The organism is Eubacterium sp., assembly GCF_057858645.1.
The window spans coordinates 1-24,601 of record NZ_DBLZZO010000019.1 but is presented as its reverse complement, the minus strand read 5'-3'; the positions used below and the strand labels follow the sequence as shown (position 1 = coordinate 24,601).

General features: G+C 33.8%; 19 protein-coding genes. 2 read left to right on the top strand and 17 right to left on the bottom strand.

Annotated elements, in window-relative coordinates; all coding sequences use genetic code 11:
- Positions 1 to 240 precede the first annotated feature (240 nt).
- Positions 241 to 1,779, top strand: coding sequence for a 4Fe-4S dicluster domain-containing protein (locus tag ACZM4J_RS07900; RefSeq protein ID WP_022165222.1), 1,539 nt, complete (start codon positions 241 to 243; stop codon positions 1,777 to 1,779).
- Positions 1,763 to 2,305, top strand: coding sequence for an ECF transporter S component (locus ACZM4J_RS07895; protein WP_022165223.1), 543 nt, complete (start codon positions 1,763 to 1,765; stop codon positions 2,303 to 2,305). Before ACZM4J_RS07900 ends, ACZM4J_RS07895 begins: the two co-directional genes overlap by 17 nt.
- A 130-nt stretch (positions 2,306 to 2,435) precedes the next feature.
- Here ACZM4J_RS07895 and ACZM4J_RS07890 read toward each other — a convergent pair whose 3' ends face one another.
- The 17 genes from ACZM4J_RS07890 to ACZM4J_RS07810 form a co-directional block, all read right to left on the bottom strand.
- Complete coding sequence (locus tag ACZM4J_RS07890; protein WP_428245286.1) at positions 2,436 to 3,155, bottom strand: leucine-rich repeat domain-containing protein; 720 nt, start codon at positions 3,153 to 3,155, stop codon at positions 2,436 to 2,438.
- A gap of 22 nt (positions 3,156 to 3,177) precedes the next feature.
- Complete coding sequence (locus ACZM4J_RS07885; RefSeq protein ID WP_022165225.1) at positions 3,178 to 3,600, bottom strand: hypothetical protein; 423 nt, start codon at positions 3,598 to 3,600, stop codon at positions 3,178 to 3,180.
- A gap of 12 nt (positions 3,601 to 3,612) precedes the next feature.
- The gene (locus ACZM4J_RS07880) at positions 3,613 to 4,602 is read right to left on the bottom strand and encodes a leucine-rich repeat domain-containing protein (protein WP_022165226.1); all 990 of its coding nucleotides are present in this window, start codon (positions 4,600 to 4,602) and stop codon (positions 3,613 to 3,615) included.
- Positions 4,603 to 5,028: 426 nt separating this feature from the next.
- On the bottom strand, positions 5,029 to 6,489 hold the full coding sequence (mgtE, locus tag ACZM4J_RS07875) for a magnesium transporter (RefSeq protein ID WP_302689859.1): 1,461 nt from the start codon (positions 6,487 to 6,489) through the stop codon (positions 5,029 to 5,031).
- A 405-nt stretch (positions 6,490 to 6,894) separates the two neighbouring features.
- Positions 6,895 to 8,316, bottom strand: a complete 1,422-nt coding sequence (gene pyk / locus ACZM4J_RS07870) for a pyruvate kinase (protein ID WP_022165228.1) — start codon at positions 8,314 to 8,316, stop codon at positions 6,895 to 6,897.
- Between the two features lie 199 nt (positions 8,317 to 8,515).
- Entirely contained in the window at positions 8,516 to 9,283 is a 768-nt protein-coding gene (locus ACZM4J_RS07865) for a TVP38/TMEM64 family protein (protein ID WP_412622960.1), read from the bottom strand.
- Positions 9,284 to 9,678: 395 nt separating this feature from the next.
- A complete protein-coding gene (locus ACZM4J_RS07860; protein ID WP_428245266.1) occupies positions 9,679 to 13,605 on the bottom strand; it encodes a glycosyl hydrolase in 3,927 nt (1,308 codons plus the stop codon).
- A gap of 411 nt (positions 13,606 to 14,016) precedes the next feature.
- Positions 14,017 to 14,859: an undecaprenyl-diphosphate phosphatase gene (locus ACZM4J_RS07855; protein ID WP_302689861.1), complete on the bottom strand. Its 843-nt coding sequence runs from the start codon at positions 14,857 to 14,859 to the stop codon at positions 14,017 to 14,019.
- Between the two features lie 59 nt (positions 14,860 to 14,918).
- Positions 14,919 to 15,548 carry a TetR/AcrR family transcriptional regulator gene (locus tag ACZM4J_RS07850; protein ID WP_489485938.1) on the bottom strand — a complete coding sequence of 210 codons (630 nt, stop codon included), beginning with the start codon at positions 15,546 to 15,548 and terminating at the stop codon, positions 14,919 to 14,921.
- Entirely contained in the window at positions 15,549 to 19,535 is a 3,987-nt protein-coding gene (locus tag ACZM4J_RS07845; RefSeq protein WP_428245264.1) for an efflux RND transporter permease subunit, read from the bottom strand.
- Positions 19,536 to 20,155: 620 nt separating this feature from the next.
- Positions 20,156 to 21,319: an endonuclease/exonuclease/phosphatase family protein gene (locus tag ACZM4J_RS07840; protein ID WP_428245263.1), complete on the bottom strand. Its 1,164-nt coding sequence runs from the start codon at positions 21,317 to 21,319 to the stop codon at positions 20,156 to 20,158.
- 142 nt (positions 21,320 to 21,461) lie between these two features.
- Complete coding sequence (locus ACZM4J_RS07835; RefSeq protein ID WP_022165235.1) at positions 21,462 to 22,139, bottom strand: YoaK family protein; 678 nt, start codon at positions 22,137 to 22,139, stop codon at positions 21,462 to 21,464.
- Between the two features lie 439 nt (positions 22,140 to 22,578).
- Entirely contained in the window at positions 22,579 to 22,713 is a 135-nt protein-coding gene (locus ACZM4J_RS07830) for a hypothetical protein (protein WP_428245262.1), read from the bottom strand.
- Positions 22,707 to 23,108, bottom strand: coding sequence for a hypothetical protein (locus ACZM4J_RS07825; RefSeq protein WP_022165236.1), 402 nt, complete (start codon positions 23,106 to 23,108; stop codon positions 22,707 to 22,709). The genes ACZM4J_RS07830 and ACZM4J_RS07825 overlap by 7 nt, the downstream gene beginning before the upstream one ends.
- 47 nt (positions 23,109 to 23,155) lie before the next feature.
- On the bottom strand, positions 23,156 to 23,680 hold the full coding sequence (locus tag ACZM4J_RS07820; protein WP_022165237.1) for a hypothetical protein: 525 nt from the start codon (positions 23,678 to 23,680) through the stop codon (positions 23,156 to 23,158).
- A 176-nt stretch (positions 23,681 to 23,856) separates the two neighbouring features.
- A complete protein-coding gene (locus ACZM4J_RS07815) occupies positions 23,857 to 24,126 on the bottom strand; it encodes a hypothetical protein (protein ID WP_022165238.1) in 270 nt (89 codons plus the stop codon).
- 51 nt (positions 24,127 to 24,177) lie between these two features.
- Positions 24,178 to 24,384 (bottom strand): hypothetical protein, encoded by a 207-nt coding sequence (locus tag ACZM4J_RS07810; protein WP_022165239.1) that lies wholly within the window; start codon positions 24,382 to 24,384, stop codon positions 24,178 to 24,180.
- Positions 24,385 to 24,601: the final 217 nt, after the last annotated feature.

Below are 24,601 nucleotides of genomic sequence, written 5' to 3'. Positions count from 1 at the left end.
AAATTAAATGTAATTCAATAGTTTTATTTCCCTTATTTATTCTCCTGTAATTATAATTAGAAATTATTTAATAAATTTGTTTAGGTTTTTACGGGTATTTTCTTATTTTATTAAGTTCTTTTAGTTATGTTAAAACTTTGTTAAATTTTTAACCAATTCTCTTTATCATTCACTTTTAATATGTTATAATTTAGGTAAATTAGGCTTTGCCTACTATTATCATACAGAATGGAGAAATTTATGAGAGGTATTTATTCAAATAAAACTGAAATTCGTCATAAGGTTTTTACTGAAATAGCCAGAATGGCTTACGAAGATTATCCTTTATCACATATAGAGGATCTTCCTTTTGAAATTATTCCCGGCGAAATTGGAAAATATTATGACAATATTTTTCTTGAACGTGCTATTATTGGGGAACGATTAAGAGCAACTCTTGGTTTGCCTGTAAGAAATATGTCTGAGCATGCACCATTATCTGATGGAATTGATGCCAGTGCCATAGACGAAAAATATTATGATCCTCCCCTTATTAATATAATAAAGTTTGCGTGCCATGCCTGCCCTGAGAAACGTGTTTTAATTACTAACGGCTGTCAGGGTTGTATTGAACATCCTTGTATTGAGGTTTGTCCAAAGAACGCAATTCATATGGAAAATGGTCGTTCTGTTATTGACCAGGAAAAATGTATTAAATGTGGTAAGTGTGTAAATGCATGTCCTTACAACGCAATTATTAAACAGGAACGTCCTTGTGCTGCTGCCTGTGGTATGAATGCCATTAAGTCAGACGAATATGGACGAGCTGATATTGATTATGATCAGTGTGTATCCTGCGGTATGTGTTTGGTAAGCTGTCCATTTAGTGCCATTGTTGATAAAAGTCAGATTTTCCAGACGGTGCTTGCATTAAAAAGCGATACACCTATATACGCTGCCATTGCCCCTTCATTTGTTAAACAGTTTGGTGATAAGGTTACACCTGAACAGGTTAGAGCCGCACTTAAGGCTGTTGGTTTTGAAGATATGGTTGAGGTTGCCATTGGTGCCGATTTATGTGCGGTGCAGGAAGCTGCCGACTTTATGAAGGAAGTTCCTAATGAACATCCTTGGCTTGGTACTTCATGTTGTCCTGCCTGGTCAGTTATGGCTAAGAAAACTTATCCTGAATACGCTGACTGCATTTCAATGGCACTTACACCTATGGTTTTAACAGGTCGTATGACAAAGAAACAACATCCTGACTGCAAGGTTGTATTTATCGGACCTTGTGCTGCTAAGAAATTAGAAGCTAGTAGAAAATCAGTTAGAAGTGATATTGACTTTGTTTTAACTTTTGAAGAAATGATGGGTATTTTTGATGCTAAAAACATTGAATTTGATAAATTAGAAGTTGAAGAGCCATTAAATACATCAAGCTCTCTTGGTAAAGGTTTCGCTGCCAGTGGTGGTGTTGCCGCAGCCGTTGTTAATGCAATTAACTGTCTTGAACCAGAAAGAGAAGTTAAGACTGTTAAAGCTGAAGGTTTAAAAGAATGTAAGACAATGCTTGCTAAGGCAAAAGCCGGTATGTATGATGGCTATCTTTTAGAAGGTATGGCATGTCCCGGTGGATGCATGGGTGGTGCCGGAGTTCTTGCTGATGTTAGAAAAGCCACAATGGGACTTGAGCAACAGAAGAAAACTTCAACTTTTGAAAAGCCTTCACGTTCAGATTACCTTAAATATCTTCACCTGATTACTAAGGAGGATTTCTACAACAATGAAAATGAAAACTAAAACAATAACTGTAACAGCCATAATGATTGCTCTTTGTGTTGTTGTACAGTTATTAAAAACCCCCGGTACTTTACCTATTACCGGAGGCTTAATTAACCTGATTTTAATTATTGATACACTTTATTGTGGATTACTTAGCGGTGTAATAGTTTCAGTTGTAGCACCTGTTACTTCTTTCATTATTACACAGTCTGCAATAATTTCCACTGTACCAATGATATTACCATTTATTATGCTTGGTAATATTGTAATCGTCCTTTTTGCCTGGTTTGTTCGTGGCAAGAAGTTGGAACTTAATTTACTTCCACTTAGCCTTGTTGCCGGTTCTTTTGCAAAATGGGCTGTTATGAACCTTTTAATTGTAAAATGGGTTATTCCTACATTCGGAAGTCACTTGTCACCTAAAATGACAAGAATTGCAGGTGTAACATATTCTACAACTCAACTTTATGCTGCTTTGCTGGGAACAGCAGCAGCCTGCATTATCTGGCCGGTAGTCAGAATTGCAGTAAAGAGATTGCATTAAAAAGCACTAGAGTTGTCACTTTAACGTTTTGTAATCGTCAAAGTGACAGCTCTTTCTTACATTCTAAACGTAGATAACGTTCAAAATATTCCATCTAAAAAAAAGTGCTAAAAAAATCTTTTTAGATTTTTTAAAAGAAAAATCCGGTACTCTTGCTCCATTTTGTATAAACCTTCTTTTTGTTTTTATACTTATAAGCTCTGATTTTTACAAATATTTCGTAATCTGCCTGTTTAAGTTTCTTTCCTAATTTACTAAATCTGCCAATATAGTCTGCTTTCTGGGTGCAAACAATGGTTTTATTTTTCTTTTTGACCTTGTATGTTAATTTAAGTTGATACCCTTTTGCACCGATAACTTTATTCCAACATTTACCATCACCTATATATGGTTTAATTTTCGAAAATGGCACACTATATTTGATTTTAGTTCTTGGATCTAACGATTGTTCAGCAAGTTTAACTCCCGGCTTTAATGTAAACTGTTTAATTCCCGTATACATAAAAGCCTCTTCACCAAACTCTTTAACTTTTGATAAATTAACTTTCTTTAAACTTGTGCACCCATTAAAAGCTTCGCTTTCAATTTTTGTAACTTTGCCTAATTGAATCGTCTTTAACTTTACATTCTGATAAAATGCATCAATGCCTATTTTTTTTATTTTGTTACCTTTTATCGTCTTTAAACTCTTGCACCGAGAAAAGGCAGCCTCCCCAATATTTGTTACATTGTTTAAGTTTACCTTTTGTAAATTTGTACATTCATAGAAAGCATCTTCGCTTACCTTCTTGATTTTAGACGGCATACTCACTTCCTTTAGTTCACTTAATGAAAATGCCCATTCATCAATTTTTTCGATATTGTTATTTAGTTTAATTTCTGTTATTTTTTGCCTGATAAAAAGCTCTACTTGCTATTGTTTTCACACTATTGGGTACTGTATAACTTTTCCCTTCATTCTTTGTTGGAGGATACCATATTAATTTCTTTCCATCTTTTGAAAATAACACTCCATCAATTGATTTATACACCGGATTATCTGGCGACACATTTATGTTTTCTAAATACTCAAACTGTCTCTCATATGAAGACAAGCCACCTAGACCTTCAACATCCACTGTATAATCTTTATCAAAGTATATTTTTGAGTATAATGTTTCGTGCTCCTCACTAGATCTTATTATTCTAATATTTGTTTCTTTTCCCACATAAGGATCAGCCTTTACAATCTGTGGAAATGCAAGTAACACTAATAACATAGTTAATAATATTTTTCTTTTTAAATTTTTTCTCATAATCTTACCTCCCTAGTCTAAATAAATTGTTCTTTTTCTAACATCACTCCATTTTGTATAAACTTTCTTTTTGTTCTTGTATCTGTATGCTCTAATTTTTACGCCTAATGATGACATTTCACCATTTAATTTTTCATTCATTCTTGCAATTTTCTTACGAAATTTCTTTGAAAGTTTTGGTTTCTTTACTGTAGTTTTTAAATAAACTTTATCTTTTACATTATCAAGATTATATACCCTTACTACAACTTCATAGCCCTTGGCTCCTTTAACTTCATTCCATCTTTTGTAGCTTAGAAGATATGGTTTAATATCTTTAAACTTCTTTCCGTAATTAATTTTTATCTTCGTATCAAATGCAGCCACACCTAAATTGTATTTTTTGTTTAGCGTAATGTTTTTTACTCCTATTCCCCAGAAAGCTTCTTCTCCTATGTTTTTAACTTTGCCAAGATTTAACTGAGTCAAGTTAGAACATGAACTAAATGCCAAAATGTCTACAGTTTTTACGTTCTTTAAATCTACGCCTATTAGATTCTTACAGTAATAAAATGCAGATACTCCAATCTTTCTAAGTTTTTCATTAAAACTAATTTTTTTTACTTTGCTTTTGTAAAAAGCATTGTTGCAAATAATTTTCACTGTTTTAGGGAATATATATTCTTCACATTCCTTTTGTGGTGGAAATGCATATACTTTTGAGCCATCTTTAGAAAGTAAGGCGCCATCTACAATTTTGTATTTAGTGTTTTTTTCTGAAACTTCTATATTATTTAGATTTTCAAATTCCCACATATCCGGAACCGGACCTAAATAATTTTCATCCAAATAAATTTGTGTATATTTCTCAGGATCCTTAATTTCCTCTATATTTGTTAATTTTTCAATTAGTGTATTAGTGTTTTCTACTCCACTTACCCAGGTTGTACCACCACACGAACCTGTCACTAATAATACAGATGCCATCAGCATTGTACACATGTTTCTTAATAATTTTCTCATATCCATCGCCTCCTATTTGATTTAATACTGTTATAACAATGTAACGTTAAAAATTTCATTTTTATTGCATGATGTTCACAACACTTGTTACTAATTTGACCTTTTTTAATATTTTGTTTCGTTTAACCATTTTCAATTACCCCTCTTTCCTTTTGTTAATCTATTTCTTTGGTTTATTAGATAATAACATATATGTATCTTTTTTCAATGCAAATGTAACACTTTACAGTGTTATTGTAACTTTTAATGTTTTTTTCTATTGATTTTTTAATTTTTAATATTTTAAAAATAATTTTTCCAATTCTATATTCTAATTTATGGTTTGATGTTTTTTAACATAACTAATAAGAGCCACATTGCCTATGCAATGCAGCTCTTGTTAAACAAAATATTTTTATATAACTTTTTATATTATTTTCTTACTTTCTATAATCCTAATACGTTAATCAATAGTAACCATGCTAAGCCATAATAAGTTACTGCGGCTACCAAGTCGTTTATTGTTGAGATAAGTGGTCCTGACGCTACGGCAGGATCAAATCCAATTTTGTCTAAGATAATAGGAATAATTGTTCCTACAAAACTTGAGATTAACATGGCTAGTGCCAATGCACCACCTATACAACCTGAAATTGCAAATGCACTTCCAATTGCCTGACCTCTTGCAATCCAAATAAACATACCTGTAAATACAACTGCAATAGCGCCTACAATTAATCCGTTACACAAACCAACTCTGATTTCCTTAAACACAAAACCTACCATTTCTTTGAAAGATAGCTCTTCGTCCATTAAAACTCGAATTGTAACGGCTAGTGACTGTGTTCCAACATTACCTGACATACCAAGGATAACTGACTGGAAAGTTACAATAATCGGTAGTCCTACAATTACCGTTTCAAACATATTGATAACTGATGAAACAATCATACCAAGCATTAATAAAATTAAAAGCCATGGAACTCTCTTCTTCAGACTTTGTCCTAAAGGCTCCTCCAGTTCTTCTTCTGCAGACAAACCGGCTAACTTAGCATAATCTTCACCCATCTCTTCATCGACTACTTCTACCAAATCCTGAGAAGTGATTACACCTAAAATATGCATGTCTTTATCTAAAACCGGTATTGAATCTTCTGAGTAATCTTTCAATTCTTCAATACAGTCATCTACTGTTTCGTGGTCATGTACATACGGATACGATGTAGTTACCAAAGACTCTAACTCTACATACTCTCTGGCAACAATTAAGTCTGTTAAATCGATGGCACCATAAAATGTTCCATCCTCTTTTTTTACATAAAGAGTTGTAATATTATCATTTTCAGCAGCCTGTTCAACCAATCTTTTCATTGCCTGCTTAATAGTCAGGTCTAATGTAAGAGTTACATAATTAGTAGTCATTTTGCTACCAATCTCGTCTTCATCATAAGACTGAATCAAGTCAATGTCTTTCTTTGCATCTTCATCGATTAATTCTATAAGTTCATTACTTGTGTCATCTTCCAATTCATCCAAAATATCAACAGCATCATCAGCCTCCATGTTACCAAGGATTCTAGCTGCAACCTTTGGATCTAATTCCTCTATGAATTCTGCTGGATCATCTATATATGAGAATATATCAGATACTCTGTCTACTCCCAAAATAGAATATAATTTCTTTCTTTCTTCGCTGTCTAAATATTCCAGCGCTGAAGCTATATCGTTTTCGTGATAATCGTCTAACTTGTCAAGCTTAACAGGTGTTGGATCGTCACTTCTAATAATTTCAATAAGTTCTTCTTCGTAGTTTGCTTTTTCAGGAATTTCATACTCTTCCTGATCTAATTTTTCATTAGATTCTTCGTTATTTTCTAATTCTTCTTCGAATTTTTCTTCCACCTTCATATACCTCCATTTAATTAAATTCTAGGACTCTCACCTATTTTTAATAAATACAATTGCGTATATGAGGGAAGTTATCTATAAACACTAAGAACGAAACGGATGATATGCATCAGTATCGTCTATATTGTATTTATCAGTAAAACTTCGCCCACTACTGTCACAATTATCCATTCTGTTCTCCTTCCTTAAAAAATATCAAATCTCTAAACACTATATATTGTAAATAATTTCTTTAAAACAATACTATTTTTTGTGTTAAAAATCCCTTAAATTACAAAGTGAAAAAACCTTCACTCGCAAAAGTAAAGGCTTATGGCAGAACCACAAGCCCTCAATAATTACTCTATCATTTGTTGCAACAAAATGTCAACCGATTTTACCCCAATTTAACAATTTCATTGCATATTAATCAACTGTGTGAACCTTAATCATATTAGTTGTACCTGATTTTCCAAGGGGTACACCAGATGTAATTACTACTACATCATCTTTCTTAACTAAGCCTTTTTTCTTTGCAACTTCCACTGCGTAATCAAAAAGCTCAAGAACGTGTTCCTTCTCCTTAATTAAAACAGGAGTAACTCCCCATGACATATTAAGCTGTCTTACAACTTTTTCTTCAGTGCTGCCTGCAACTATCATACAGTCAGGTCTGAATCTTGAAATCATTCTTGCAGAACGTCCTGATTTAGTAACTGTTAGAATACAATTTGATTCCAAATCGTACGCTGTCATACATGTAGCATGACAAACAGCTTCTGTAATATCTGTTCTGCTCTTTCTATGATGATCTAAAAATCTTCTCTTATAGTTAATATCCATTTCTGTTCTCTCAGCAATTCTTGACATTGTCTGAACTGCTTCAATTGGATATTTACCTGCTGCTGTTTCTCCTGATAACATAATGGCACTTGTACCATCATAAATAGCATTGGCAACGTCTGTTGTTTCTGCTCTTGTTGGTCTTGGGTTGTTCATCATTGAATCAAGCATCTGTGTTGCTGTAATAACCTGCTTACCTGCTTCATAAACTTTCTTAATAATCATCTTCTGAATAATTGGAACTTCTTCCTCAGGTAATTCAACACCCATGTCACCACGTGCTACCATAATAGCATCAGCTTCATCTATAATTGAGTCAATATTAATAATTCCTTCACTGTTTTCTATTTTTGCAATGATGTTGACTTTTTCTCCACCGTTGTCGTCAAGAACTTTTCTAACTTCCTTAACATCATCAGCTGTTCTTACAAATGATGCTGCAACAAAGTCAATATCCTGACTAATACCAAAAATAATATCGCTCTTATCCTGCTCACTCATATATTCCATGTTAATGTGTACATCAGGAACATTTACACCTTTGTGGTTAGCAATTTTTCCGTCGTTCTTTACTTCGCAGACAATGTCTGTTCCGTCAATCTTTACAACTTCCATTTTTACTAAACCATCATCAATTAAGATAACTGTTCCTTCTTTAACATCCTTATATAAATCAGGATAAGTAATACCTACTCTTTCGTTATTTCCTAAAATATTTTTATCTGCAACTAATGTAAAAGTCTGTCCTGTTACAACGTTTACAACGTCGTTTTCAAAATTGCCTGTTCTAATTTCAGGACCTTTTGTGTCTAAAAGAATTGCAATTGGTCTGTCGCACTTCTCTCTTAGTCTCTTAATTCTGTCCATTCTTCCTTTGTGCTCTTCATGTGAACCATGTGAAAAATTGCATCTTGCAACATTCATTCCACTTTTGATTAACCCTTCCAAAATTTCATCACTGTCTGTTGATGGTCCCATTGTACATACAATTTTAGTCTTTCTCATGTTCTGTCATGTAAATATATTGAATATATTTACCTCTCCTTTCCCATTACTGTTAGTATAACTTACTTCTCAGTCGTAAATTAAATAGAAATTCCAAATTTCTACACTAAAATATATTTTTCATCTCTCCTAATATAACAATGAAGACAGAATATTACAAGTTAAAATAATGTTAAGTACTATAATTTTATGCAACATGTTATTTATTATTTTTATTACATATAACTTTATATGCAAATCCACCTATGGCACTTATTCCTAAAATTACCAATAATACAATAATCGCCACAATGTACTGTCCCTTACCTAACGCCTGACCACCCATTGCTGATACAATAATTGCCGGAATTCTTGCTATTGTGGAAATAACAAGCCATCTTGAGAGTTTAATATCAGTTAGTCCCATAAAATAAGATATTAAATCCTTTGGCATTCCGGGAATCAGAAAAATGATAAATGATAATATATCTCTTTTCCTTTCGTCATGTAAAAATTTTAAATTCTGAATCTTTTCAATTGGAAAAAATGCTTCTACGAATTTAACACCAAACTTTCTTGCAAGCCAGAATACAATTGCACAACCAATAATTGAACCTATTGTACAAAGTATTGTTGCCTCAACTACGCCAAAGGCGTATCCTGCTCCGATTTCCATTGCACCGCCGGGGATAATTGCAACAATAATCTGAAGTGCCATTGCCCCAATGCACACAAGCCAGCTCCACATACCAAAACTCTTAATCCATTCTCTAAAAAATTCTGCTTCACTAAAGAATTTAATAAATGGTATTGCTATTGCTGCTGACAAAGCAAGGAAAATTAACAAGCCAATAATACTTACTGCTCTTCGTTTTCTTTTTGCTCTTTCGTCATCCTTCTTGGTTCTTGTTTGCTCAAGTTCTTTAACATTTGGGTTGCTAATCTTGTTTTCCATATCTGCTGTTTCTTTCTTTTTGTTACTAGCCATACACGCCTCTTTCCTAATATTGTCTCCTATTTTTCTAAAATAATCTTACGTGACACAATATTATTTTTCTTTTGCAAACTTATTAATTTTATTTTTGTAATTCTTTTCCTTCTTTTATTTTACACTTATTATACTTTTAAGCTTATTCTACATGGCTACAGTATATCATAATAAAACCCGAATTATTCACTAAGCCATAAATATTAAGAAAATTTTTAACAAATCTTAACATTTTTTCCTGTTTATTAACATAAAGAGACCTTTTAAAGCTGTCTTCTTAATTCTTCCCCTTATTAATTCTTATGTTTGGAGAATTTTTAATTTAACAGACTTTAAAAGGTCTTTAAATTACTTCTTAAATATTTTTTTAATTGTTTCTTAAATGTTTCTTTAAATTATTTTATAATTTTGATTTTACTCCATTTACCGTAAGTCTTTTTACCTTTCACAATTTTAATTGCTCTTGCTTTTATGTAAAGCTTCTTATGCTTCCATATTTTCTTTTTAGAGATAATGAATTTGTATGTCTTACGGCTTACTTTAACCATTTTGGTAGTTGTATTTTTTTTGCTGAAGGCTCTCTTGTAAGAAACTTTTATTTGGCAAGTTGTACCCTTACTTATTTTCTTAAATGTAAGCTTTATCTTCTTCTTAGAGATTTTCTTTGCCTTCTTAATTGATACTTTTCCAACTTTTACTTTCTTTGTAACAACAGGCCTTTTTGATGTCTGTTTATTTTTAGTTGTTGTAGGTTTAGCTGTTGTTACATTCTTTGTTGTCTGTGTAGTTTCAGTTGTTGCTAACGGAGTTGTAGATTCCTGAGAATCTTTCTTGGTTGTTGTCTGTGATGTAGTTGTTGTAGCGTCGGATTTTGTTGTGCTATCATTTTTTGTTGTACTTTCCTTCTCGCCTGTAACTTTTACTGTCATGGATATTCCCTTTGACTCTTTTCCATTAAGTATACCTTTAACCTCTACTGTATGTTTTCCTGCAACTATGGATTCTATTGTATAAGTTCCTGCAACTACAGATGATAACTTCAAATTTCCATCCACATATACGTTGTACAACTGACCTTTTTCATTCTGTTCTTCTGTAGCTCTAAATGTAACCAAAATTGTATTGTCTTTTGGATTGCCGGCTACAAATCCTAAAGCATCTGTTGGTGCATTAGCATCAACTGTTGTTGCTTCCTGACCGCTGTCATAATCTGATAAGTCAGGGGCAGCTGTTGGATTGCCATATTTTACAAGCACGTATACCTGTTTACTTCCGCTAACAAGTTTGATTGTATTATAAGTGTCTGCTGTAAGTGTGTTCTTTACAGAATACTTAAATACGCCTGTTAATGCCTGTGTTGTGTTCTTATTAAGATATGCTGTTGTGTTATCTGATGTATATATGCCTTCATATTCCATGTAGAATGTATCATTGGCATCTAACAATTTAACACTCGCATTAAAATCATTTCTTAAAATACGATAAGAAATATCCACACCATTTGATTTTCCAAGGGATGTGTAATTACTGTTGTCCTCGTATTCATTTGTAGTTACAACTTTTGAAAGATCATAGTACAATCTAAGAACAAGTGAACCGTCATCTTTGATTACGCCGTCTTTCACTGTATCTTTTGCATCTAAATTTACAATATAACCTGTATAATTATTAGGTGTTGCAGAAACTTCATTTCCTATTTTTCCTGATTTTTTCTCAGTATCAACAAGGTTATAGTTTCCATTACCATCTGATAAATAATGCTCTACTTTGTAAGTTGATTTTGTTGAAACTTCTCCGTCACTGGTTTCAGTCATAGCATGGGCTTTTGCAGTTATTTCCGTACCATCAGAGAAAGTTACTGTTTCGTCATTATCTGAAGCATTGTATGCAACGTATGTAATATCCCCATCTTCATTTTTGAAGGCACATGCAAGTGGACTGTCACTTGTAATTGTCAAATCAGGTGTTCCATTTTTTTCCATTGACATAATCCAGTTGTAAGCATGAGCTTTTGATTCACCTGCTTCCGGATCACACTGGTCATCAAAATAATCCATTGCCTTTTCAGGATCAGCCATTGCAAGATATTCACTCCAGATTTCATTCCAGCGCTTCTCCTGCTTTTCATTTACACCTGCATAACTGTTTTCATTTCTTACAGCTGTCTTCCAGTTTGTTAAAATGAAATCTTTATTGGCTGCTGCGTAAAATGAAGCTGCAGTCATTGGTAAAATATTAATACCCTGAATCTGTAATGGTTCGTCAGTCCACCAGGCGGCATAAGTGTATTTTCCGCCCCATACCATTGACGCCTGACTGTATTTTGCATTCTCGCCTTTGCCTTCTGTAAACTGTTCATCTAAAATATCCCCATCAGTATCAAACCAATAACAATTTACAGATGATACTTCTGTAGAATATAAGTACATTCCAAGTGATGTTAAGTCTTCATTGCCTGTAGCCTGTCCATATAAAATAAGTCCTGCCCAGGCATTAACTGCTTCTGAACTTGATTCCTGATTGTTACCGTCACCAAAGTTTGCATGACCTGAAGCCCAGGAATGACCTTCATACGTTGAGAAATATCTTAAGAACGGATATCTTGAGTCTGAACAGTTTTCTTTATAAGTTGCGAAATCTCCGATTATTTCTTCTATAACATTGTCATATTTTTTAATAAATTCAGGATCTCTCATTGCTACCTGAGCTGCTGCATTTACAAAATAACCATAGTGGAAATGATGGTCTGTCATTCCATCAACTGTATAGTATGCCTGTGGAAAACCAAACAATGAACCTACTTCCTTATCATAATAGAAATATTTTTCATCATTTTCTCCGTCTGCTGTAAACCAATCCGCTAATTCGTTTTCAATAGCTTTTAATATTTTGTCTGCATCTGCACTGTCACCACAAGCCTCTGCAGCTTCCATAACCTGAATTGCTCTATTTAATTTCTTACCTGCGTCATAAGTATTAACACCGTAAGATTCTTTTGTAAGCTGACCGTCGTCTGTTGGACCATATTTGTCCATAAAGTCATCTATATAACCCTGCAAAGTATCCTTGTCACCGTTATCAACACTAGGAAGAGTTGGAAGTATACCTGTAAATGTTAATTTTGTTTCATAAGAATCACCTACTAAATATTTCATTGTGCCACGAATTGTTCTGGCTGTATAATCCATATATTTGTAGCCACTCATATTCTTATACTGATGTGGTAAAATTCCCATTATTGTTCCATCTGCTGTACTTTCAGCCTTCTTATCAATTGTGTATTTGAAAGTAGTTGTAATTTCTGAACCATTTCTAACAAATGAAGACTTTGTATCTGTTATGAAATTGTATGCGTATGGAGCAAATGCATCTTTTACTTCCTTGGCATCCGCATCTTTCTTGCCTGTTGACTCCATTAACCATGCCATTGACATATATGGTCTGTCCGCAGGTAATGTAAATGTTAAATCACCCATTTTGTTGTCTGCGTATTTTGCAGTTGCATCTGCCTGGAAAACCTTTGTTCCTTCAGGCAAATATACAGCATAGTAATCATAGTCTCCATATCCTGATATTAAATCAGCATTGTCATACACTCTGATAATCAACTGTGTTGAATCTTCCAAAGATGTACCGTTGTAAGCTACAATTTCACTAGGTAAAGTTCTAGGTCTTTGCAATGTGATTGTATTACCACCTGCCACTTGGAAATAAGCAAATGGGCTACCCTGTACCATTGTAGTTTTTAAGTATTGAGATGAATCTGCTGTATTCTCCATAACTACATCTGTAAGCCATTCATCTGACTTGTCCACTTTTGTACTTGAAAAACTATAACCTGTACCAACTATAAAATCAGACATTGTTCCCTGATTATTCATTGCCATTGTAAATGTCTGTGTGCATGTGTCCTTTATAATTAAAGTTGATGGTTTTGACACATACATACCATTTGCATTTCCACAGTACGCTAAAGGTATTGCATAAGTACAGTCGCCAAAAGCTGTTGTTGAATAATTCCACAACATTGATGATGAGAAACCACCTACATCAATTGCATTTGTGTTCTTATCATAATTGTCCGTTGTAAAACGATATGTACCCTGGTTAGCCTTTGTTGGTAGTTTGTCAAACAACATTTTATTTGTTTGAACCACATCCTGCTTACCGTCCCAATAAGACCATGTTCCTGTTACTTCCTTAGCCAGACTACCTAACTGTTCTGCCTGAACTTTTTTCGAACCTTCAGGCATTGAAATAGGTGTCACAGCCATTGCTGCCGTAAGCAAAACTGCTACGGACTTTTTAAAAATTCCTTTCACTTTTGCCTCCTTTTTGTTACCTTCGTAACAGCTAACAAGCTTGTATTCAGTTTTAAATTTTCTGTACTCTTCTTCTTTCCTAAATCTATCACACTTATACTATGATGTAAACAAATTAAGTTCAATGAAAAATTTTATTCCCAAACAAAGAATCTCGCTTGCGACGTTCTACGCAATCAGCGCGTGTTGCTTTAGCAACATTTTTCCATTCATGCGAGTGCGCATCCATAGTAGAACGTTTTTTATGTAATAAAAAAATCTAAAGGAATTTCTTATTACATAAAAATAATCAGTAGCTTAATACGCTCTTAAAACCATGTAATTACATATTAATCTACCGATTATTTTTATATTATCTATTTGGGGTTATTAAAAACCTAATTATTTATCAAACATATTGCTTTGTTTAGATTAAAAAAAATATAATAAAACTAAAATACCAAGTATAATTCTATACCAGCCAAATACCTGGAAGTCATGTTTCTTAATATAGCCCATTAAGAATTTTATAACAAGAAGTGATACTACAAAAGCTACCACCATACCCAAGATTAAAACAAATGCCTCATAGCCTGACATTGCAAAACCTAATTTTATCATTTTTAAGGCACTCATTCCAAACATTACAGGCACCGCCAGGAAGAATGTAAATTCTGCCGCAGCCACTCTTGATACACCAATTAATAAAGCACCTATGATTGTGGAGCCTGATCTTGATGTACCCGGTATAATTGATAAAATCTGGAATAAACCAATAATGAATGCTGTCTTGTATGTAATATCTGACAAGCTTCTAATCTTCGGTCTTCTTGTTTTGTTCCATCTTTCAATAATAATAAATGCCACACCATAGAAAATTAATGTAATTGCAATTACAATAGGTGTGTGAAGATGTGCTTCAATAAAATCGTCAAAAGCAATTGTCACAACTGCCCCTGGTATACAGGCAACTACTACCTTAAACCACATTGACCAGACATCTTTTCTAAGGATTGAACCTTTTGGGTTAATTCCGTCACTTCTGTTAGCACTCTTAAACGGCCACATTTTGTTCCAAAATAAAACAACTACAGCAAGAATTGCTCCAAGCTGAATTACAAACATAAACATTTCTTTGAAATTATCGCTTACATTTAACTTGATGAATTCATCAACTAATAGCATATGACCTGTGCTACTAATTGGAAGCCATTCCGTAATACCCTCAACAATTCCAAGGAAAATTACCTTTAATATTTCAATAAAATAAAACATGTCTCTATCCTTTCTGTTTTACACTCAAGGTTTATTGTATAACAATATATGCATTTTTTCTACTGTTTATTTGCCACTATGCAATAATGTTTTCTTAAACTTTCAATTTTTCCATGAAAGGATTTTTTGAGCGTGTCTTCATTTACCAAGTTCCTATGCAAATACATTTTGTCTAAAGTATCCTTGATTATGGCTCCTATGATTTCCATTACATATTCAAATTCTTCATCACTTTCAACTAGAAGTTTTGTTTTGTCAATTCTTGAAATCATGTTCCCATGAAGGTCTTCCTGGCCACCTTTGCATTTCTCAAGTGACCTTGTCCAGACCGCCTCGAACACCCAGCTTTCAGAAAAAATCATTTTGATTTCCTTTGCTTTTTTCGTTGTTTCATCAAGAAGCTCACTAATAAAATTATCTACGCATAGAAAAATATCTCCCTCAGAGTGTTCAAGTTTATTTCCAAAATTAGAAATTACACTTTTTATATTTTCTTCAATAACGTACAAATATAAATCTTTCTTGTCTTCGAAATACTGATAAAAACTGCCTCGTGGTATTTCTGCGTCCTTGATAATTCTATTAATTGATGCTTCGCTAAAAGTACAATTATAAAATTCTTTCTTTGCTCCCTTTAATATACGATTCCTCTTATCATCAGGAAGCCTAAAAAATGTATCTTTAGGCATTTACTCTTCCTCCTGTGATTTATCTGCATTATTATTATAGGCTACACCATCTGACTGCTGCGTCATTTTCTCAATTAACTCCGCTGCCTCATCAGGTACATCGTCCAGATTTTCATCTCCTAAATCAACTGTTTTAGGCTGTTTTCTATACAACAAGTCATATAAAATCGGAACAATAAACAATGTCATAATTGTTGCATAAAGCAAACCAAAACTTACAACAATTGCCATACTCTTTTGCATTGCATTACCAGCATCCTGTGAAAATACCATAACACTCATTGAAAGAATTGTTGTAATTGCAGTCATAAGAATTGGGCGCATACGTGTTTTGCCTGTTGCAATTAACGCTGTTCTCTTGTCTACTCCCTGTATTCTTAACTGATTTGCGTAATCAACAAACACAATACCGTTGTTTACAACTGTACCCATTAATATCATAAAGCCCATTAATGCCATTGCGGAAATCTGTTTTCCGAAAATCATTAAACCAATCATACCTCCTGTAAATGCTAATGGCACTGTAAATATAATAATGAATGGTGAAAGCAGGCTTTGGAACTGGGCAACCATTACAAGGTATACTAAAATGAATCCTAATAAAATAGCTAACAATAACTGTTTAACCATTTCCATTACCTGTTCTGACTCACCCTGAATTTCCACTGTATAACCGGTTGGTGCCTTGTAATTATCAAGTTTGCTTTGTATCTTTCTTGAAAGTAATGTGGCATTATAGCCGTCTTTTACATCAGCAGTTACTGAAATATAAGTTCTCTGGTTTTCACGTTTTATTGTGTTTAATGCCTCCTGTTCAACTACTGTTGCGTAACGTGAAAGTTTATATTTGTTAATAACATCATTGCCTTCACTGTCTTTTGTTGTTGACTTAATTATTGTTTTTAAAATATTTTCGTAGTTAGGTTTATTGTTTTCATTTACAACATTTACTTCATAATCTTTTCCCCCCTGGGTAATTGTAATTGAAGTTTTTTCTGTTGTGATTTTTTCTGCCAGCTGCTGATAAATCTGAGCTACTGTCAAGCCGTCATCTGCTGCCTTGTTTTTATTTATTTTCAAATGTAACTGCTTATCCTGAGCTGTTACACCGTTATCAACATTTTCAGTTCCTTTTACAGATGTTATTAACTTCATTATCTGATTACTTGTCTTTAATAACTTCTGCTGGTCATCACCATAAATACGAACTTCAATTCCCTGATTCATCATCTGTGACATACTTCCCATGGCTGATGAAGAAACAGTTAAATTCTCACATTTTATGTTCTTTGTGTTATTTTCTATTTTCTTGATTATTTTTCTAAACTGACTGGTTGATGTTATGTCATCGTCAGTAATAATCTGGAATGTAAAATTACTGTAGTTGTCAGTGCTACCACCTGTTAAGCCTGAAGTTGCAGTGGCATTTCCATCCATTGCCCCAACTTTATTAATTCCCTTAACTTTAAGAATTGCGTTGGTTACTTCATTAGCTGTCTTGTATGCAGTGTTCTTGTCTACATCTTTGTCTAAAGATAAACTTACGGAAATCTGATTGCTTTCCATATCATCCATCATTACAAGCCCTGTGTTAAATACTTGGGCAACACAGATTGCTAATAAAATAATTGCTAATGCTAAAGGTATTAACTTGTGGTTTAAACACTTATCCAAAAGTCTACCATAAGCATCCTGGAATTTATCAAACCACTTGTGGTTTTGTTTTTTGGTTTTCTTTAAAACTGTGGCACTAATTGTTGGAACTACAGTTAAAGCTACAATTAATGAGGCTACTAATGCGTATGTCATTGTAAATGCAAAAGGCATTAATAACTGACCCACAGTTCCTTTTACATAAATCATTGGCAAGAATACACAAATTGTTGTAAGTGTAGAAGATACAATTGGGGCTGCAACCTGCTTTGCTCCCTGAACTGCCGCTCTTGGGGCTGACAGACCTCTGTTTCTTAATCGGTAAACATTTTCCATTACAACAATGGAGTTATCTACCAACATACCAATACCTATGCAAAGTCCTGCCAGTGACATTACGTTCAATGTTATTCCTGTAAAATACATTACAATAATTGCGCAGACAACACTAAACGGAATACTAAAGGCAACTATTACCGTTGGCTTAACATCTTTTAAGAATAAAGCAAGGACTATAATTGCAAGGATTGCTCCTAATAACATACTTTGTAAAACTGTGTTTACGATAACGCTTATATACTCACTTTGGTCCATTAAAGATGTACATGATAAGCCTTTGTATTTGCCTTCCATTGTCTTAAAAGCTGATTTAATATTTCCTGCCACTTCACTTGTGTTAGCTGTACTTGACTTATAAATTGCAAGAAGAACTGCTGCTCTACCGTTGATTTTTGAATAACTCTCGCCTGAATTGTCAACAACAGTTATGTCTGCAACATCAGATAATTTAATTTCTCCAATGCCTGCAACTTTTGTAAGAACCATTGATTTTAACTGTTTTTTGTTCTCATAGTTATCACCAACATCTACAAGCCACTGGTTGTCTGATTTGTCGTCAATGTAACCTGCAGGCATTGAGAAGTTTTGCGCAGTGATTAACTGTGATAATGTGTCAATGCTAAGTAAGGCATCAATGTTTGAATTCTCAATAGCAGCTTCTCTGGAATCATTTAACTTATCTTTTGATTCCTGTAATTTTTCCTTTGCGTTTTTTAATTCAGTTTCTGCTGAGGAAATCTTTGCCTGACCGGCGCCAAATCCTGCTGCTGCAGAATAGCCACCTGAAATAGCTGTGGACTGGTTCTTATCCATGCCCTGCATTTGCTTATCTATTTGCTTAATTGCCATTTTCATGGCTGTTATTTCAGTTTTTAAATTAGCAAGTTCTGTGTCTATTTGAGGAAGTCTGAATTTTACTACATTGTAAACCTGTTTTATCTGCTTATATGAAAGGTCTTTAACCTGATCCTTGTAGCCTAAATTTGTAAGCCATTTTATAAACTTATTAAATTCTGACTTGTTGTTTACAGCATCTTCAAGATTTTTCGGAATAGTGATACCTGCCATTTTTGCCGGCTGTTCTAATTGAGTATTAAAAGTTGCAAACATTGTATCTATCTTAGTGTAGGCATCCTCTAGTTTTGCGTCAGTGTATGCTTTCTTTTCAGCTTCTAAGGCACTTTTACTTGCTTTTAAACTGTTAAGATTTGCCTGATATGCAACTTTGGTAGCCTGTGCCTGTGACAGTTTAACCTGTGCATCAGCCAGCTGTTTGTTTGTACTTTTCTGTGTGCTGTTTAACTTACTCTTCTGAGTAGCTAACTGACTTTCTCCATCTTTGATTTGCTTTTCTGCTTTTTCAATTTCTTTGCTGGCATCAGTTAGTTTGTCATTTGTTTTTCCAAGAATCTTGTGGTTAATCTTGTCAATTTTATCCTGATTTAATTTTACCTCTATGGAATCTGTTGTAAGTCCCATTGGAGTTATACTTGCAACACCCTCCTGTCTTTCAAGGTAAGGTTTTAAAGTATTGGTTGTAAAATCTGACAACTCTTTGATGTCTTTTCCTTTGTAATCAATGCCGGCATACATTGTTGCCATCATGTCCATGCTTACTTCCATTAAGTTAGGTTTGCCACAGCCATCCGGCAAATCGATTGTCTCGATTTTCTGGGAAACTCTTACTAATGTTGAGTCCATGTTGGTTCCATCTGCAAACTGAAGCATAATCATACTGTAGTTGTTTGCTGAGTTGCTGATTACTTTTTCAACGCCACTAACAGTTCCCAATGTACTTTCCATTGGTTCTGTTATGTCCCTTTCTACTTTGTTTGGTGATGCACCGGGTTCTGTGGTAATGACCATTAAATATGGCACCTCCATGTTGGGCATCAAGTCTGTGCTCATGTTGCCGAGGCTTACGCCACCTATGATTAGGATTATGATTACGGCCACTAGAACGAAGTATGGTTTTTTTACAAAAAACTTAGTCATGTGTTTTCCTTTCTGCTCCACATAAAATTGGGTTACTCCCAGTGGGGAAATATGCATTAAAAGTACGCATCCACTTATGAATTAGCCGTTCCCCAGTGAGAAAATATATGTATTACGAAAGCACGCTCCCGCTGCCTTCAGCTCGTAGCGGTTATATAAAGCCGACTTCGCTGCCTTTATTAACCGACGGCTTCAGAGCACTTTCTTTAATACATATATTTTCTCACTGGGATATACAAATTCGTGTGGGGAGTATAATGTCTTAATATGTATATGTTCGCCTTGGAATTGCATATTCGTATGGGGAGTATAATGTTTGTTGTATGACATGTTGTCATATGGTATTGTATATGACAGGGTGTCATAAGTCAACTTGTTTTTCAACTATTTTCTTCTTGCACCATAGTGCATCCATAGTGAAACGTTTCTTATTAAATAAAAGAAAACAAGGCGGGGCAATGTTTTTTGCTCTGTCTTGTTTCCTGATTTTATCTTATTTATTTTTTTGATTATTACTATGTATAATTTGTTTATTTAGCTTCTCTTGTTTATGCATAGTTTGTTCATCTCTTCTGTTACTGTGTTTACTTGCCTGTATTCTGTCTGTTTTATCTTTCTTTTTATTTTAATTTAAAGCTCATAAATACGGGCTGGTGGTCTGAGTATTTGAAGCCGTTGTCTTTGATTGTGTAATCTGTCATTTGAACGTTGTCGGATATGATGAACCCGTCTAATATACATGTGAAAGTCTTTCCTTTGATGTATTCCATATCTGTATTTCTGTTGGATGGTGCAAGGCTATCGTATTTGCCTTTTGACAGTTGGTCCATTGCAAAGCTTAATTCCTTTGGCATTTTACTTCGTGGAAATGGATATGCCCAGCCTTCGTGTTCTGCATTATCGTTTTCGTCCAGTTTTAAGTTGTGATTAAAATCGCCACCGCATATAACGTAATTGCCTTTTTGGCGTTCTTCCTTCATATCGTTAAAAAGCATTGAAGTCTGACCTTCTCGTATTTCGTCGCTATTTCCGTAAGCAGACATATGAACGCTGTACACTACAAGTTCCTTTCCACCGTCTACAGGAATACGGCTTACACTATAGCATCTGTCCAAATCCAATATTTTTGAAAAAGAAGTTGAAATTGGAAAGCTTCTTCTTACTGCTGATGTAATCAAATATTTTGAGTAAAAGGCAATTCCTGAATATGACTTTCCGATAGGTTCATTAAATGGATAAAATAAATATGCTGAATCGTAATTTACGGCAAAGTCTTCGTAATAATTTGCGAATTTTTCTGTTATTAAATTTTCCTGATTAACGTGATAGCTTCTGGTAGATTTTCTGTCTACTTCCTGAAAAATCATAAAATCAGGCTTTTCTTCCATAGCATAATCTGCCGCACCGTTAATGGCGTCAATGCCTGACTGTTTGCTAAAACATCTTGAATATTTTCCGCCATCCATAAAGAAACTGTAAGTTGGAGTATAAGCTCCAAATCCAACATTATATGTTCCTATTTTGTATTCTTTATTTTTTGTCAGTTTGCTTGTATCTAACGTTTTGACATTTTTGCTTTCACCGGTCTCACTACTATTTGCATTCTGAGATGACGCAGGTTTGTTAATTGATAATTTCTGCTTGTCCGGTATTCTGTGGTAAGTTCCGAAAACATATGCCACGTAGCCTAAAACAATTATCAGAAAAAGCGCCACTATGCTTACAAGGGTTGCAACCACTTTCTTTTTGGTAGACCATTTTTTCTTTTCTCTTTTGTTACTCATTTCTTCTCCTTTTGTCACGTCTTTATTTTTTATGATACTAAACTCCATAAACTTTTTCTACTAGTTAATTTTTTAATCTTACATTTAATTTTTGTATTAGCGAATCTTTAATAAATTTTGCATTTAGTTTTTTGTATTTACTTTATTTTGTTTTTTTAAGTAGACTTTCTTCCCTATCTATAAACATAACAAGAAATGCTAAAATTAATAATATGGCACTTACAAGGATTGCCCTCTTGCCAAGAATCTCAATAAAGCCGTTACTAATTATTGCGCCTACTATAAAGCAGCCTATAATTCCAAAATATAAAATTCCATTTAGCAATTTTTGTCTGTCTTTTGACTTGGTGAAGTCGCACATATTCTGGGTAGCGCTTCTTAAATTACCGATACACATTGTTGTGGCGATGCCTTTACCATGAATTTTTCTGAAGCTTTCAACCTGTATTCCGCAGGCAAGGGATGTTAAACTGTTTGCTAAAAGATTTAATGATAATGGTACAAATGATACCCCTATTAAAATTATTGCCTCATACAATACCGACCACTGTCTCCAATGAAGTTTCCTTGTTGTTTTCATTCTTACAACGTCAGCCAACATTATGCCTATTGTAAAAGCTAAAATTGGGCAGAAATAATATATTGCCTTATGAAAATTTCCCACAGAAAGGTTTACACCAAACAGAAGCATATTTCCTGTTTGGGCATTTGCAAAGACTTCTCCTCTTTCAATATATGAGTAAGCATCCATCATACCACCTGAAATTGCGAGCAATGCTCCTAACTCAATGGATTCTGATATTTGTTTTGCCTTTATCATTTTGTAATCACCTCAGTTTTAATATTTTTATACCTTGTTTTTATACTTTATTTTTATGCTTTGTTTTTATTTGTTTTTGTACTTTGTTTTTATGCTTTAAATATCATACTTTCTTTTTTATAAAAGTGTAATTTTATATTTTGCTTTTTTATAATTTATTTATATCTTTTACTTTTTTATAATTTCCTTCATCTATTATATACTTTAAGAAGATAATTTCAAGAAATAGTATGTACTCAGATAATTCTTCAATAACCTTCATTTAGTAATTGAACTTTATAAATTTCTTTTGTGCGAAAGTTCATTGTTGTGGAACATTTTTATATAATAAACAATTTTCCATTACACAAAAAACTCTACAGGAAATTTTTTCAAATCTCCCGTAGAGTTTTTATTTAACTTTTTATCAACTTAAGTTTTTATTCTTTTAAGTTCTTATTTAACTTTTTACTTTAGCTGAATATGAGCCGTACACTTTTGCTCCAGTTACTTTCTTAAACTTAATAGAAATTTTCTTCTTACCAGCTTTGTTTGAAATAATCTTGGACTTGCCTGATTTGTATATTTTTACCAATCAATTTCCGCCATGGCATCATCTACACCTTCAGCATAATCCTCATCATTGTCATATCGGTCGTAATCATAGTCTCCATCATCATAAATATCATCATAGCCATCATCATAGGCATCTTCACTTGAATCATATTGTATACGTTTATGGTATTTGTAAACCTTGTTGTCGCTGGTAGTTTCCTGAGTATAGTCCGAATCATCGTCATAATCATTGTCATCACTAATCAAATGCCATCTGCAATAATTTGTTCCTTCAACTACCTTTTCGGTACATCCTTCTTCAATACATTTTGGTTCAAAATATCCTATAATTTTATCTCTTTGAGCAATAGTGAATAATGCAAGGATAATAACAGTTATTATAGTTGTTTTCATATACTTGTTCATTTTCTTCATAACGGTACCTCCTGAAATTGAGTTTTTCATAAGTAGCTAATTGGCTTCTATGCTGAAATTTTCATTGTTTCAGTTAAATCTATTTTTTCCATTTCTTCTAAATTTTCCTTACAAATATCTGCCATGTTCTGACAATCAATGTACATTGTCATATTGTAAAGTAAATCCAGCTCGTGTTCTTTCTGCTTCTGCAGCTGCTTAAGATTTCTTAAATCCTTGTATACTTTATAGCCCTCTGTCACGTTATATTTACTATCCTCTATGTAATCTGTTTCATCTGCTATCTGGTCTGCAGATTCATGTAAGAGAGTTGGTTCTGCTGTATCTTCCGCTGAATTCATTTGTTCATTGGGAGTTACATCTGTTATCTCTTCTACTGAATTCATTTGTTCATTTGAGGTTGCTTCTTCTGTCTCTTCTACCGGTGAAATTAAATAAAAATGAGATTTCTTTCCTACTGAGGTTCTTGAATTAGCATCTTTCAAAGTAAATATCTCTGCCTCTTCCCGTCCTGATGCAACGACAAGCTGGTCAGATTTATTTGTTCGATAATAATTACCACTGTAGTCCATTATGTAAAAAAACTGTTTGTTCCAATCATAATAAAACCTCCTAACTCAATGTAGTTTAGAATGTAAAAGTTAAGATGTGCCGCTAGAAATGTGTGAATTTACATTCTTGCTGGGGAATTTTCCCTGTTTTGTGTAGTTGTTTTTACCTTGTTATTCAATCTAGGACAAAGTTAATTCTAGTCAAAATCATAATCGTCTGCTTCTAACCCGGCTTCTTCCAATGCCTCTGCTCTTTCATCAGAATCCATAAACTCTAACTCATCAGCATCAAGTCCTGCCAGCATGGCATCAGTCTCAAAATCATCATTTGCGTCTTCTTCAAAGTCTCCAGCATCTCCAAATAATGCCTCATGCTCTTCCCTGCTGGAACAAATCATCTCTTGTGCAAACATCATTTCTGTACCATCTATTTCACCATCACCATTTAAATCCATCCAATTTCTCATCACTATACCTCCTCGTTTCTATTATTCTCTTTAAGATATGTTTATTTATTTTTATCTGTTTTTTCTTCTATCCAATGCTCTTATTGTTCCTTCTAACTTTATAGAATCTTCCACTGTCCATTTCTTTCCCGAGCCAATACATGCTCCCATTGCACTTCCGTATATTGCTGCTCTGTTTGTTTTCTTATTTTTGTTAAAAGCATTGCCTGCTCCTAAAGCTGCTCCAACAATTGCATCTTTGTCTCCGAATAATCCCATAAGTACCACCTTTCCGTTCCTTAAGAACTAAATCTTATTTTTTTACTCTGGTTTATTTACTCTCATTCTAGCAAATAGGTTGTCCTATAAATGGGACTTATGGCAGAAAAGTATTGAAATTTAATTGCAATTTAAACTGCTAGTTTTTCCATGCTACTACTTTTGCAAACTAGCAGTTACCTTTGCAAAAGTGTATATTTTAAGTAGTCTTTGTTTG